The organism is Castellaniella sp. (assembly GCF_036379515.1).
Classification (GTDB): Bacteria; Pseudomonadota; Gammaproteobacteria; order Burkholderiales; family Burkholderiaceae_B; genus Castellaniella.
This window is the reverse complement of sequence record NZ_DASVGN010000008.1, coordinates 16,180-30,189: the sequence shown is the minus strand read 5'-3', so window position 1 is coordinate 30,189 and position 14,010 is coordinate 16,180. Positions and strand designations below refer to the sequence as shown.

Below are 14,010 nucleotides of genomic sequence, written 5' to 3'. Positions count from 1 at the left end.
CGCAGGTGAGACCCGGTATATCCAGGCCTGCATTGGCTGGAATGCCGGGTCGCGGCGGCTCGCACGAGATCTTCTGGAGTGCGATTTTCTCGGCCCCCTATGTGGTCGTATTTCTGCTTTTTGTCATTTACCCGGTCTGCTATGGCCTGTGGATGGGAAGTGATCTGGCGAGCTACGAAACACTCTTTAGCGACCCGATCTATTTCCGTACCGTGCTCAATACCTTGTTGCTGCTCATCGTCGGGGTCAACCTGAAGATGATCCTGGCGCTGCTGCTGGCCGAATTCTTCCTGACCGGACGACGCTGGATTCGTGCATTGTTCCTGGTATTCATCTTGCCGTGGGCTGTGCCGACGATTCCCGAGTTCATTTCGATTCACTGGATGCTGGACGCGCAGTGGGGGTTCATCAACAACTTCCTCTGGAACGTTTTCGGCATCATGGGCCCGCCGTGGCTCGCGCGGCCCGATCTGGCCATGGGGTCAGTAGTGGTGGCCTATGTATGGAAGTGGCTGCCGTTCTGGACGCTGATCCTCTTGGCGGGCCGCATGGCGATCCCGCGTGACCTCTACGAGGCGGCGGCCGTGGATGGCGCCACCGGCGTGAAGGCGTTCTTCCACATTACCATCCCCATGATGCGCAAGCTGTATGTGACCTGCACCTTGTTGTCAATGCTCTGGACGCTGGGGGACTACAACACGGTGCACTTCATCAGTGGCGGCGGCCCGGTGCTCTCTACGCATGTGCTGGCCACACTGGGCATACGGGATGCCTTCGAGATCGGCGACCCGTCTCTGGGGGTGGCTGTGGTGATCACGGCGCTGCCGCTGGTGATTCCTATCATGTTGCTGCTCATGCGGCAGTTTCGACGTGACCGGGCGGCAGCATGAACGTTCATTCTCGCAAGCGGAATGTTGTCCTGTGGCTCATTGGCGTCATCATATTCGTGTGGACGTTGATGCCGATCTACACCATGGTAGCGGTCGCGCTCACACCTGGCAGTGCGGTGTTCTCATCCGATCTGTGGCCGCACCACCCGACACTGGAAGGTTTCGTCAAGGTCTTCACGGAGGATCATTTTTATCTTGAGCACTTCTGGCGGCAGATGTGGAACAGCTTGTTCATTGGTGTCGTCACAGCGGCGGCGGTGCTTGCCATCGGGACCATGGCCAGCTTCGCGATCGGGCGTATTCGCGTGCGCGGCAGCGGGTTTCTGTCTAGCGCCGCACTGTTCACCTACGTGATCCCTATGTCTTTCCTGGCAATCCCGTTCTACCGCGTGATGCACGGCTACGGGCTGGCGGACACGCCTTGGGCAGTCATCCTGGTCGAGGTGACGTTTGCGACGCCCTACGCGATCTTCGTTTTTCTGCAGTATTCCGACAGCATCCCACGCGAGCTCGACGAGGCCGCCAAGATTGATGGGGCCAGCCTGGGTCAGATTTTCCTGAATGTGTATCTTCCGCTCATGGCGCCAGCCCTGGTGGCCGTGGGCACTTACGCGCTGCTGCTCGCCTGGAACGAATACCTGTTCGCATTCCTGTTGCTGTCGTCGGAAACCACCGTTACCGTGCCCGTGGCACTGGGCTTCTTCCTGAACAGCGACCAGGCGCCCTGGGATCTGCTCATGGCCGCAGCGGTGGTGTATTCGTTGCCGCCCATCGTGATCTATTACTTGTTTCGCAAGTACATGGCCGAGGGTCTCACCGTGGGTGGTATCAAGGGATGACCCCGCACGGGGCCTACAAGCAGGGTGCCGTCGGGCACACACCGGACAGAACCGATCAATGAGGAGCCGCCCGTGGCGATAGTCAGTGTGGAGCATGTGACGAAAAGCTATGGCAAGACGATTGCCGTGCATGAGTTTGATCTCGAAACCCAGGACGGAGAGTTTGTCGTACTAGTGGGGCCGTCAGGTTGCGGAAAGTCCACCACGCTGCGGATGTTGGCCGGGCTGGAAGATGTTTCGGGTGGCCGCATTCTGATCGACGGACGCGAAGTCCAGAACGTACCCTCCAAGGACCGAGATATCGCCATGGTGTTCCAGAGCTATGCGCTCTACCCGCATATGGACGTTTTCAGCAATATGGCATTTGGCCTGAAGATGCGCGGAACGCCCAAGTCCGAGATTCTTCGGCGTGTCCGTGATGCCGCCAGCATTCTGGACATCGAGCCTTTGCTGGAGCGCAAGCCACGTGAGCTGTCCGGTGGCCAGCGCCAGCGGGTGGCCCTGGGGCGGGCCATTGTGCGCGAGCCACAGGTATTTTTGATGGACGAGCCACTGTCCAACCTGGACGCCCAGTTGCGCGCTGGCATGCGGGCGGAGATCCTGAAATTGCACCAGCGCCTGGGCGTGACTGCCTTCTATGTCACACACGATCAGGTCGAGGCCATGACTATGGGTCAGCGCATCGTGGTGATGCGCGAGGGTTGGATCCAGCAGATCAGTACACCGCTGGGGCTATATGATCGTCCGGCCAATCGCTTCGTCGCGGGTTTCATTGGCAACCCGGCGATGAATTTCCTGAAGATGCGTGTGGATGCCGACGGCAAGCGACTGCAAGCGGCCTTTGGTGGAATCGGCCTCCCTGATCGGCTACTGGCCGCCGTGCAGTCCCATCGAGACCGTGAGGTCTGGGTTGGTGTTCGGCCTGAGGATCTGTCTGTTGCAGCGCAAGCCGATACCGATGTGTTGACTGGCACGGTCGAACTTATTGAACCTCTAGGCTCGGTGAGCGATGTCCGGGTCAACGTGGAGGGCGCCGTCGTTGTCGCGCAGATTAGTCGCGAAAGTGTGGTGCGCGTTGGTGAGACGCTCAGGCTTCGTGGCGATACGGCCCACCTGCATTTGTTTGACACTGAAAGCGATGTCAATTTGCTGGACCGACAATGAAGAGATGCCTATCCCCCTGGCGCAGCTACCGCCAGGCGCGCAACATCACGGAGCTTGCCGACGTTGCACGTCGGCGGGTGCCGAATTTCGTGTTCGAATACATCTATGGTGGTGCAGATGACGAGGTGAGCCTGGCTCACAACCGGGCGGCCTTTGATCGCTACCGTTTCACACCGCGCACCTTGACAGACGTGAGCGTGCGCGACATCAGTACGAAACTCTTTGGCCGCAAGTTGGACATGCCCGTGGTGATTGGGCCCACGGGCTTTAACGGGATGGTGACCAAGGACGGCGACTTGAAGCTCGCCCGCGCGGCGGCGGCGCACGGTATTCCATTCGTGCTCAGCACCGTATCCACCGTGGCGCTGGAAGACATTGTGCGTGTGCCAGGTGGCTGGGCCTGGATGCAGATTTATTTCTTTCGGGACCGCAAGTTCGTGCAAGATCTGGTCTCGCGTTGCGCGGCTGCGGGCTACGACACGATCGCTGTGACGACCGATAGTGCCATCTATGGCAACCGCGAATGGGACGCGCGTAACTATTCGGCGCCGTTGGTGCTTAACTGGCGCAACAAACTGGACGTAGCCTGCAAGCCGCGCTGGATGCTGGATGTGCTGGTTCCCGATGGGGTGCCCACCTTCAAGAATCTGGGCGACCTGTTGCCGCCAGGCGGCATTTCGCCGCAAGGGGCTGCCGCCGAAATTGGAAAACAGCACATGCCGTCGCTTAATTGGGACGATATCCGGTGGCTGCGCGACACGTGGAAGGGCAAGCTCATTTTGAAGGGCATTCTGTCAGTCGAAGAGGCCAGCGAGGCGGCGGAGTTGGGGGTGGATGGCGTGGTGCTCTCCAACCACGGAGGGCGCCAATTGGATCATGCAGTGTCACCCCTGGAGATCCTGCCCGAAGTGCGTGCCGCCGTGGGCGAGAACATGACTGTCATGCTGGATAGCGGATTCCGGCGTGGCACTGATATTCTGAAGGCGATTATCTTGGGCGCAGATGCCGTACTCCTGGGGCGCGCCACGCTTTTTGGTCTGGGGGCTGGTGGCGAGGCAGGCGTGAACCACGTGCTGGATCTGCTGCAGACAGATCTGCACCGTACGCTGGGTTTGTTGGGTTGCCGCAATTTAAACGAACTCAACAAGAGTCTGCTGAGGAGCGCCTAAGAGCGTATCGCCTTGCCCTAGTTTTCGATCACCGTACGGGTGAACTCCATCAGGTAATCCATGAGGGCATCCGCACCGGCGATTGCTTGCTCAGGGTCTCTGGCGTGAATGCCCTCGGCTTCCAGCAGGTGACAGTGCGCCCCGCGTTCCAGATCGCCCTCGTGCTGGAAGGCATACCAGAAGCGGCGGCACTGGATGATCATGGGTACGATGGCCTGCACGGCGTAGGGATTGCGGCTGGCCTCGTGGTTGACGCGATCCAGGGCTTGGTCAGCCTGCATGTACGCAGCCAGGTCTTTTCGTTTCGCGGCGCTGACCATGTCGCGCGCGTGCTGCAGGATGCTGGTACTTTGCGTAGGGCTTGCCCGCCGGGCTGATGACCCGGCGATCAGGCGCTCCAGTACGCGGCGGGTGTCGATGAGAATCAGGTGTTCCGCAATGCGGATTTCGCTCACACGCAGGCCCCGGCGGGGCTGTTGCTCAATCAGGCCGCTGGCCACCAGACGCATCAGGGCCTCGCGGATGGGGGTGCGCCCCAGTCCGGTCATCTCGATGAGATCGCTCTCCACGATGGGCTGGTTGGGCTCCAGCCGCAGCGTGGCGATCATCTGCTCGATCTGGTCGTAGGCTGCTTCAGTTGCGCGCACTTTGGGCGTTTGTGCAGTGGCGGTCATGATGGATCTATCCCCCATTGGAAGGGGTCGTCGTCCTGGAGAATGAGCGTGGATTCGGCACTCACGTGGGCCTGTCCGCGAATTGTGGGGATGATGCAGCCATCGGTATCAGGTTCATAGCTGCCCTGAAAGCAGGTGCCCAGCGTACCGGCCTGCTTCCAGATGGCCCCTGGAGCCAGCTTGCCGTCTGCCGCGAGGCAGGCCAGCTTGGCGCTGGTGCCCGTCCCGCAAGGCGAACGGTCGTACGCCTTGCCGGGGCACAGGACGAAGTTGCGGCTGTCTGCCTCGGCGTCGTGGCCGAAGAGCTCCACGTGGTCGATCCGTCCGCCATCGCGGCCGGTGATTCCCTGGTCTTCCAGCGCCTGCACGATGGCGGACGTGTATTCCGTCAGCGCCGCCCGATCGGCACCGGGTACGATCAGCTCAGGTGCATTGACCAGGAAGAACCAATTGCCTCCCCAGGCGATGTCGCCGCAGACGGCGCCGTGCCCGGGCACCTGGACTGTGACGTCCTTTCGATGGCGATAAGACGGCACGTTGCGCACGCTGACGGAGCCGTCGTCGTGCAAGGTGGCCGTCACGGTGCCGACGGGTGTCTCGATCCGGTGGTCCCCAGGCTGGATGCGGCCCAGGTAGCCCAACGAGACCAGCAGGCCGATCGTGCCGTGGCCGCACATGCCCAGGTAGCCGGTGTTGTTGAAGAAAATGACGCCCGCCGTGGCTGATGGGTCTTCAGGGGGGCATAGCAGGGCCCCCACCATGACGTCGCTGCCACGCGGCTCCAGGATGATGGCCTTGCGCCAGTCATCGCAGTGTTGTGCGAAATAGGCACGCCGTTGCGCCATGGTGCCACGCCCGAGATCGGGGAGCCCGTCCAGCACCAGCCGCGTCGGCTCACCACCCGTGTGGGAATCCAGTATTGAAATGCGTTTCATGGAGAATCCTTGAACAACGAAAACCGCCCGGGGCGGTAAGGGTGCAGCGGGATGGCGGGCGTCTGGCCGGTCACCATGTCGCGCACCAGGCGGGCCGTGGCGGCCGATTGGGTCAGACCCAGGTGGCCGTGGCCGAAGGCGTAGATGAAGGCAAGATGACGTCGCGCCGGGCCAATCACAGGCAACGAGTCGGGCAGGCTGGGTCGAAAGCCCATCCAGGCGTGGCCGTTTTCGGTGCGCAGGGCCGGCAGAAAGGCCTTGGCCTTGTCCAGCATGACCGTGGAGCGGCGGTAGTCCGGGGCGCGCTTGAGTCCAGCCAGCTCTACGGCACCGCCCACCCGGATGCCGCAGGTCAGCGGGGAAACGACGAATCCGTGGTCGGGGAAGGTGATCTGGCGGTGCAGATCCAAAGCATCCGGTGCAAGTGTGGTGTTGTAGCCGCGCTCGGTTTCGAGCGGGATGACGTCGCCCAGTGGTCGCGTCAGCTGGTGGGACCAGGCGCCGGCGGCCACCACGACGTGCTGCGCTTCGACCAAAGTGCCGTCGGCCAGGTGGATACGTCCGCCCGAGGGTGTGGGTGACAGATGCACGACTTTGCCGCGCAATTGCCGCGTTCCCTGCGACAGAGCGTGGCGCGCCACGTCTTGCGTATAGCGATAGGGATCGTCGATGTTGCGCCAGCTGTCCAGGTAAATGCCGTGCGTGAAGCGTGCGGAGAGCCCAGGCTGGAACTCCGCCAGCGCGGCGCCTTGCAGCACCTGGCTCTGGATGCCGTAGTGTGCGCGCTGGCGTGTGACTTCCTGCGCCGTCGCAAAGCGTTCGGCCCCTTCGTAGACCTCGAGGACGCCTTCGGTGTGCAGATGCCGGTCCAGGCCTGTGCGGGCCATCATGGACAGCAGTTCGGTTTGAGCCAATTGAATCAGGCTGACTTGCGACTGGATGTTCGCGCGGTATCGGTCGGGCCAGCTGGCGCGCCAGAGTCGCAGCAACCAGGGCGCGATCTGAGGCAGGTAGGCCGGGGGCAGACTGAGCGGACCCAAGGGGTCGCGCATCCAGTGAAGCGCCTTCCGAATGATGCGAGGTGAAGCCAGCGGGAGGATCTCGGCGAAGGCCAGGCCGCCCGCGTTACCCTGGCTTGCACCGGACGCGATGTCTTCGCGTTCGATGAGCATGACGTCCAGCCCCGCTTCTTGCAGGTAAAGTGCGCAACTGGCGCCGATGATGCCGCCGCCAATGACGGCAACCTGGCAGGAAGTGGTGGCCATGGATTCCTTCGTCGAATGTTCCGACCATGATTCCACAGCACGACTAAATATGCAATTGATATATTTACTCGATTCCCCAGCGCCGGGCCATGGCAGCCCGTTCCAGGCTGCTCACGTATTGCTGGATCGTGATCTGCCGATTGGCTGGCAGATTGAAGAAGCGGCACGCCGCCGCATGCAGGGTTTTGCCGTTTCCCTGGATGAGCTGCGAGTGACGCAATAGCCTCAGGCTGACGGGGATGGGTGCAAAATCAGGAAGATCGAGGCTGCATTGGCTGAAGATCGTCCCGACCGGGGATTGCTCGAGGATATTGTCATCGTCGGCAAGCTTGACCCCTCCTGTGCTGAGGTCCATCAGGCGGAAGCGCGCCGGTCGTTTAGACAGCGAGGCGTCGTCGATCGTGCTGGTGGCAGCGGCGCTGTTCGGGATGTCGATGCGGAAGGACTCGCGCCGCTGCATGCGCCGGAGTTGCGGGGGCTGCGCCATTGAGAATGCCGGCCTGCCACCGTGAAAGGCTGGCGCCAGACGCCCGGTGAATTCGATCAGCACACGGTCCAGCATGCCTTGCAGGCGCACCAGTGGCGCGCGCAGCAGGCGGTCGTTGATGTCTTGGTCCGAGGCGTTGTCCAGCAGGATCGTGCCGAATTTCCGGTCGACGTCCAGCAGTGTCGAGATGATGGACACCGCGTGGTGCGGGACGTCCAGCCGCACCAGAACCCGCTTGCTGAGCAAGTTGTTGACGATGGCCTGGATTTCCAACGGCTGTGAAACTACGTAGGGATCGTCTTCCTCGATGGCCATGACGGATGAAATGTAATATTTTTTTGCAGTGCCAAAGTGTAATCGATTCCCAGGCGGGGCGGAGCAACCGCGCATGAAAGCGTGGTGCTCCGGTCACGCCGTGTGTCAGGCCTATTCCAGCGCCTTTACCATGTCTTCGAGCACTTTCTTGGCATCACCAAATACCATCATGGTCTTGTCCATGTAGAACAGCTCGTTCTCGAGCCCCGCATAGCCCGTGGCCATGGAGCGCTTGTTCACGATGACCGTACGCGCCTTGTAGGCTTCGAGAATGGGCATGCCCGAAATCGGCGAGTGCGGATCGTTCTTGGCAGCAGGGTTGACCACGTCGTTGGCGCCCATGACCAGCACTACGTCGGTCTGGCCGAATTCGCCGTTGATGTCGTCCATCTCGAAGACCTGATCGTATGGCACCTCGGCTTCGGCGAGCAGCACGTTCATGTGACCGGGCATGCGGCCAGCAACGGGGTGGATGGCGTATTTCACCGTGACGCCTTTTTCACCCAGCTTGGCGGCGAGCTCTTTCAGCGCGTGCTGGGCGCGTGCTACGGCCAGGCCGTACCCCGGGACAATGACCAGCGATTCTGCGTTACTCATGAGGAAGGCCGCATCTTCGGGGCTGCCTGATTTGACGCTGCGCTGCGTGCCGTCCTGAGTGCTGGTGGCCGAGGGCTCGGCACCAAAGCCCCCCAGGATCACGTTGAAGAACGACCGGTTCATCGCCTTGCACATGATGTACGAGAGAATCGCGCCCGACGAGCCCACCAGTGAGCCGGCAATGATGAGCATGGGATTCTCGAGCGAAAAGCCGATGCCGGCTGCCGCCCATCCTGAGTAGCTGTTGAGCATCGAGATCACCACCGGCATGTCGGCGCCGCCGATCGGGATGATGATGAGTACGCCCAGTGCAAACGCAATGGCCGTCATGAGCACGTAGGGCAGCCAGGACTGCGTGGCCATGAACCATAGGCCGCAGGCAATCATGACGATGGCCAGGATCAGGTTCAGCACGTGCTGTCCGGCGAAGATTACTGGCGCGCCTCGAAACAGCCGGAACTTGTATTTGCCGGAGAGCTTTCCGAAGGCAATGACCGATCCCGAGAATGTGATGGCACCCACGAAGGTGCCGATGAAGAGCTCGAGACGATTGCCGGTGGGAATGGGCGTGCCGGGCGCGGCGATGCCGAAGGCATGAGGTTCGGCCACGACAGCCACCGCGATGGCGACTGCTGCGAGACCGATCATGCTGTGCATGAAGGCGATGAGCTCTGGCATTTTGGTCATCTCGACCTTGCGCGCGAGCAATGTGCCCACGCTACCGCCGATGAGCAGGCCCAGCACGATGCGACCCAAACCCAGCCCCGTGGCGCCTTCGCGTGCCAGCCCGATGATGAGGGCCGCCGTCGTCAGGATGGCGATGGCCATCCCCACCATGCCGAAAAGATTCCCACGGCGCGATGTCATCGGGTGTGACAGCCCCTTGAGCGCCTGGATGAAGCAGACCGAGGCGACCAGATACAGCAGAATGACCAGGTTGGCGGAAATCATGCATGGTCTCCTTTGCGATCCTTTTTCTTGAACATCTGCAGCATGCGCTGCGTGACCAGAAAGCCACCGAACACGTTGACTGCCGCCAGCGCCACGGCAAGAGTCCCCATGGTTTGTGCCAGGCCTCCGTCAGTGAGGGCCGCCGCCAGCATGGCCCCCACGATGACGATGGCCGAGATGGCGTTGGTGACCGCCATCAGCGGCGTGTGCAGGGCGGGGGTTACGTTCCAGACCACGTGAAAACCGACGTACACGGCCAGGACGAAAATGATGATGTTGATGAGTGTGGGATTGACGGCTTCCATCATGTTTTCCTCAGGACCTGCCCGTCTTTGCAGACCAGGCACGCTTTGACAATGTCGTCATCTGCGGGCAGGGCCAGCGCGCCCTGTGCATCGATGATGAGTTTGAGAAAATCCAGCACGTTGCGCGCATAGAGTGCAGAGGCATCGGTGGGTAGCAGCGCTGGCAGGTTCGTGAGCCCCACCAGCGTGACCCCCTGATGGTCGGTTACTTTGCCCTCCACGGACAGCGGACAGTTGCCGCCGCGTTCGACGGCCAAGTCCACCAGGACAGAGCCAGGTTTCATGGCGTCTACGGTCTCGGGCTGGATGAGGACGGGGGCAGGCCGCCCCGGGATGAGGGCTGTCGTGATGACGATGTCGGCCTGCTTGCAACGTTCGGCTACGAGCCGCGCTTGCCGCGCCATCCAGGCGGCCGGCATCGGGCGTGCGTAGCCTCCGGTCCCTTGGGCGATTTCGCGCTCTTCGTCGGTCTCGAAGGGCACGTCGATGAATTTGCCCCCCAGGGATTCCACTTGCTCGCGGGCGGCAGGGCGTACATCGGATGCCTCGACGACGGCACCGAGCCGGCGCGCCGTGGCAATGGCCTGCAGCCCCGCGACCCCCGCGCCCAGCACCACGACGCGCGCGGCCTTCAGCGTGCCAGCGGCCGTCATGAGCATGGGGAAAATGCGCCCGTAATAGTGGGCAGCCAACAAGACCGCCTTGTAGCCCGCCAGATTCGCTTGTGACGAGAGCACGTCCAGGCCTTGGGCGCGCGTAGTGCGCGGCGCGGCTTCCAGCGCAAAGGCCGTCAGTCCGGCGTCCGCCAGCGCCTGCAGGCCCGAGGCGTCGAAGGGGTCCAGCATGCCCAGCACTGCACTGCCGGGTGCCATATGGCCGAGCTCGGTCGCCGTAGGCCGGCGCACTTTCAGGACCAGCGGACACCGCAGTACTGAGGCGGTATCGGCCAGACTGGCCCCAGCCTGTTCATAGTCTGCGTCGGGAAAACGGGCGGCCGTGCCTGCTTCGCGTTCCACCAGGACGGTGTGCCCCGCCTTGACGAGTTTTTTCACTGTTTCTGGGGTGGCTGCCACTCGGGTCTCACCCGGCAGGGTTTCACGCGGAACGCCTATATGCATGGCGATCTCCGGGACAATGACACAACCAGCACACGGCGCATGGAGGCTCCTTGAGGTGAGGTGGGGCGACGTCAAACCATCCTGATACTTTTTGTATAACAGAAATTGGCGACAGCGGGTGGTTCGGGCGTCCCGTTTTTGCGTTCCGGGAATGGTCTATATTCGCAACAGAATGCTGCATCTGCGGCAATTGGAGCCACGACGCACTTTGTCATGGGTTAGCATTCGGGTTATTGCCCGCGCAGGCGCTCCTGCTGCGAGCCGCCGATTTCAATGCAGGATCCAACATGAATGTCTGGTTGAAGCGGATATTGTTCGGTCTGGTTGTCGCGCTCATCATCGCGGTGGTCGGGTTGGCAATTTTCCTGTTGACCTTCAATCCCAATGCGTACAAATCCAAGCTCGAAGACCTGGTCTATGCGCGCTATGGGCGCACGTTGACGATTCAAGGGGACATCGAGCTTTCGCTCTTCCCGCGGATCGGGCTCTCCGTCAAGGACGTGTCGCTCTCTGACCGGGGCAGCAAGGACCTGTTCGTGTCCGTCGATGGCGCCCGCTTTGCCGTGGCCATCTGGCCGTTGCTGTCCAACCAGCTGGTGGTGGATCACGTCTCGATCTCGGGGCTGAAGGCCTGGGTGGTGCGCGATGCCAAGGGGCACTTCAACTTTGATGATCTGCTGGGGGATCGGCGTGCGCTGGCGCATCCCATCCCGCAGGCGCATGCCCTTACGGGTGCGGTGGCTGCACCTTTGGTAGCGGGCGGTTCGGATTCCGATCTGAATATCGACATTGCAGGGCTGGAGCTCAAGGGCGGGCAGATTCACTATCAGGATTTGCGTGATGGTCTGAACACGACCTTGACCGACATCGAGGCCAATACGGGGCGCGTCACGTATGATCAGCCGTTCGACGTAGCGCTCAAGGCGGTTTTCAAGGGCGATGACCCCATTCAGGACGCCAAGCTCAACGCGCAGGCACTGTTCCGTCTGAACCCGGGCGGGCGCGGGTATTCGGCTCAAAAGATCAACGTGCAGATTACTGGACGGCTGGGGAACCTGAACAAGGCGCAGGCCACGCTCAAGGGCAATCTGTCGTATGACGGCCGTGCGCATCGTTTCTCGGCGGCCAATCTCGACCTCGCCGTCGCGGGCGACATCGTGGGGGCCCACCCCATTCAGGGCCTGCAGGCCAGCCTGTCGGCCGGCCAGCTGCATCTGGATGCGCGCAATGCCGAGCTGAAGATCTCGAAGCTCTCGTTGCGGGCGACCGGAAAGGATCAAGGGAGCGCACTGGATGTCGCGCTGGATGCCCCCGCCTTGTCGATTTCTCCGGATTCCGCTCAAGGTGATCCGGTCACGGGCACCTTCAAGTGGACGGGTGACGACACCCTGGCGGCTTCGCTCAAGTTCGAGGGCCTGTCAGGCAATGCGAGCGAATGGCAGTTCAAGTCGGTGGGGCTGGATGGCAATCTGACTCAAGGCAAGCGCCTGTTGCGGTTGAAACTGACGTCGCCACTGATCTGGAACCATGCCTTGCGCAAGGGCGCCCTCACTGCAATCAAGGGGGATGTCGCCGTGCAGGATCAGGCGTTGCCTCAGGGCGGCTATGAGGCTCCCATGATCGGCAGCGTCCACATGGATCTGATTCAGGACGTGCTCGAAGCCGATCTCAATGCGGTGGTCGACGGTGGACAGGCTGCATTCAAGGCCAAGGCAACTCACCTCGACAAGCCACATGTAGACTTTTCCCTGAGTACCGAAAAGCTGGATCTGAATCGCTGGTTGCCCGTGGCAGCTCCCGTGGTGGCGGTGGCCGACCAGAAGAAACCTGCGGCGGCCAAGTCCGACGACAAGCCCAAACCCAAGGCCGAGGCCGTCGTGGCACCCGCCGCGCCGGCGGGGCTGACGCGGCTGGACTGGTCCTTTCTGAAGGGGCTGGACGCTCAAGGGACCGTGAAAATCGGCGACCTGCGCGTGCGAGACGTGCAGCTTACTCGCGTGCAGGCTCAGGTGGCAGCCCAGAAGGGGGTGCTCTCGGTTTCGAACTTGGCAGCCCAGCTCTATCAGGGAACGTTGTCGGGGAACATGAGCGCAGCCATGGATCAGGCCCTGACGTTGAAGCTGTCGCTGGACAAGGTGGCGGTGGCACCCTTGATACAGGCACTGGCCGCGCGTGGCGTGCTCTCTGGACAGGGGAGTGCGCATCTGGACCTTCAGGCCCAGGGGGCCTCATTGCCGGCGCTTGAAAAATCCTTGTCGGGGCAGGCGTCCTGGCAGATTCGCGATGGTGCCGTTTACGGTGTAGATGCCGGGCAGACGCTGTCTGACGTGGCCTCCGCACTGGGCAATGTTCTCAAAGGGCGCCTGGATGCAGTGCCGTCCCCGTTTCGCAAAGGAAGCAGCACGGCGTTCAGCAGTCTCGATGGCCGCATCGACCTGAAAGGTGGGGCCGGTACCGTGACACGTCTGGACATGATATCGCCCCTCGTCCATGTGGCGGTGGGCAAGCCCGCACAGCTCAGCATCCCGGACCGCAGCCTGGACGTCGTGCTGCAGGTCAAGGTGGCGGTGCGTCCTCCGCGGGCGCTTGCGGGCGACTTGGGATCGCTGTTGGGCGCTACCATTCCAGTCCGGGTGTCGGGCGCCTGGAGCAACCCGAAATACGACGTTCAATGGAGCGACATGCATAATCAGACGGTGCAGCGGGCGCTCCAGTCGGGCCTGATGCAGTTGCTGTCGGGCAAAGACCTGATCGAACAGGCTTTGCCGGTGCCGGACTCTGGCGCGCGCACCACCCCCTCGGGCAGTGACCCGGTTCAGCGCCTGGGCAATGCCATCAAGGGCCTGCTGGGCCAATAACCAAGGAGACTCGTGTGACTGAACTGTTTCATCCCATTGCCGGTTCTGCAGGCCTGGATCTGGAAGACGCCCGCGCTTACGATAAGCGCTGGCTCCTGGTGGACGATGACAACGTCTGGCTGGGTGGTGCACAGGCGCCTCGCCTGGGTGAACTCGACCTGTCGCTGCGCTTCGGGTATCTGGTGATTCGTGCACCGGGCATGTTGCGTCTGGATATCCCGCTGGACGTGATCGAAGACGACGAAAGTGTCGAGCGTGTCGCGAAGGTGGGTGAGCAGTCCGTGAAGGTGGTCGATGAAGGCGACCTGGCCGCCGCCTGGTTTGCCGAATGGCTACAGAAGCCGTGCCGGCTGATGAAGGTTCATCCCGACGCAGATGCCGTCGTGTGGGCCGCCTAGTGTCCCGTTTGGCTGGTTTGTGCGCTTCTGTTCGGATTAGCCAAA

Annotated in this window: 13 protein-coding genes; 6 read left to right on the top strand and 7 right to left on the bottom strand. The window is 61.8% G+C overall.

The window, feature by feature from the left end:
• Positions 1–41: 41 nt before the first annotated feature.
• The 4 genes from VF285_RS02190 to VF285_RS02175 all read left to right on the top strand — a co-directional run bounded on the left by VF285_RS02190 (position 42) and on the right by VF285_RS02175 (position 4,062).
• The gene (locus VF285_RS02190) at positions 42–890 is read left to right on the top strand and encodes a sugar ABC transporter permease (RefSeq protein ID WP_346950977.1); all 849 of its coding nucleotides are present in this window, start codon (positions 42–44) and stop codon (positions 888–890) included.
• Positions 887–1,729 carry a carbohydrate ABC transporter permease gene (locus tag VF285_RS02185; RefSeq protein WP_346950976.1) on the top strand — a complete coding sequence of 281 codons (843 nt, stop codon included), beginning with the start codon at positions 887–889 and terminating at the stop codon, positions 1,727–1,729. Before VF285_RS02190 ends, VF285_RS02185 begins: the two co-directional genes overlap by 4 nt.
• A gap of 72 nt (positions 1,730–1,801) precedes the next feature.
• The gene (locus VF285_RS02180; protein ID WP_346950975.1) at positions 1,802–2,893 is read left to right on the top strand and encodes a sn-glycerol-3-phosphate ABC transporter ATP-binding protein UgpC; all 1,092 of its coding nucleotides are present in this window, start codon (positions 1,802–1,804) and stop codon (positions 2,891–2,893) included.
• Positions 2,890–4,062, top strand: a complete 1,173-nt coding sequence (locus tag VF285_RS02175) for an alpha-hydroxy acid oxidase (RefSeq protein WP_346950974.1) — start codon at positions 2,890–2,892, stop codon at positions 4,060–4,062. The genes VF285_RS02180 and VF285_RS02175 overlap by 4 nt, the downstream gene beginning before the upstream one ends.
• Positions 4,063–4,079: 17 nt before the next feature.
• On the opposite strand, the gene VF285_RS02170 is transcribed toward VF285_RS02175, so the two are convergent.
• The 7 genes from VF285_RS02170 to VF285_RS02140 form a co-directional block, all read right to left on the bottom strand.
• Positions 4,080–4,736, bottom strand: a complete 657-nt coding sequence (locus VF285_RS02170) for a GntR family transcriptional regulator (RefSeq protein WP_346950973.1) — start codon at positions 4,734–4,736, stop codon at positions 4,080–4,082.
• Positions 4,733–5,671, bottom strand: coding sequence for a 4-hydroxyproline epimerase (locus tag VF285_RS02165; RefSeq protein ID WP_346950972.1), 939 nt, complete (start codon positions 5,669–5,671; stop codon positions 4,733–4,735). The genes VF285_RS02170 and VF285_RS02165 overlap by 4 nt, the downstream gene beginning before the upstream one ends.
• Positions 5,668–6,936 carry an FAD-binding oxidoreductase gene (locus VF285_RS02160; RefSeq protein WP_346950971.1) on the bottom strand — a complete coding sequence of 423 codons (1,269 nt, stop codon included), beginning with the start codon at positions 6,934–6,936 and terminating at the stop codon, positions 5,668–5,670. Before VF285_RS02160 ends, VF285_RS02165 begins: the two co-directional genes overlap by 4 nt.
• Positions 6,937–7,000: 64 nt before the next feature.
• Positions 7,001–7,738 carry a flagellar brake protein gene (locus VF285_RS02155; RefSeq protein WP_346950970.1) on the bottom strand — a complete coding sequence of 246 codons (738 nt, stop codon included), beginning with the start codon at positions 7,736–7,738 and terminating at the stop codon, positions 7,001–7,003.
• Positions 7,739–7,849: 111 nt separating this feature from the next.
• A complete protein-coding gene (locus VF285_RS02150; protein ID WP_346950969.1) occupies positions 7,850–9,286 on the bottom strand; it encodes an NAD(P)(+) transhydrogenase (Re/Si-specific) subunit beta in 1,437 nt (478 codons plus the stop codon).
• The gene (locus VF285_RS02145; RefSeq protein ID WP_346951047.1) at positions 9,283–9,591 is read right to left on the bottom strand and encodes an NAD(P) transhydrogenase subunit alpha; all 309 of its coding nucleotides are present in this window, start codon (positions 9,589–9,591) and stop codon (positions 9,283–9,285) included. Before VF285_RS02145 ends, VF285_RS02150 begins: the two co-directional genes overlap by 4 nt.
• Entirely contained in the window at positions 9,591–10,709 is a 1,119-nt protein-coding gene (locus VF285_RS02140; RefSeq protein WP_346950968.1) for a Re/Si-specific NAD(P)(+) transhydrogenase subunit alpha, read from the bottom strand. Before VF285_RS02140 ends, VF285_RS02145 begins: the two co-directional genes overlap by 1 nt.
• A 287-nt stretch (positions 10,710–10,996) precedes the next feature.
• On the opposite strand from VF285_RS02140, the gene VF285_RS02135 reads away from it, so the two are divergent.
• Together VF285_RS02135 and VF285_RS02130 are read left to right on the top strand one after the other, a co-directional pair.
• Entirely contained in the window at positions 10,997–13,567 is a 2,571-nt protein-coding gene (locus tag VF285_RS02135; protein ID WP_346950967.1) for an AsmA family protein, read from the top strand.
• 14 nt (positions 13,568–13,581) lie between these two features.
• Complete coding sequence (locus VF285_RS02130) at positions 13,582–13,965, top strand: MOSC N-terminal beta barrel domain-containing protein (protein WP_346950966.1); 384 nt, start codon at positions 13,582–13,584, stop codon at positions 13,963–13,965.
• Positions 13,966–14,010 lie beyond the last annotated feature (45 nt).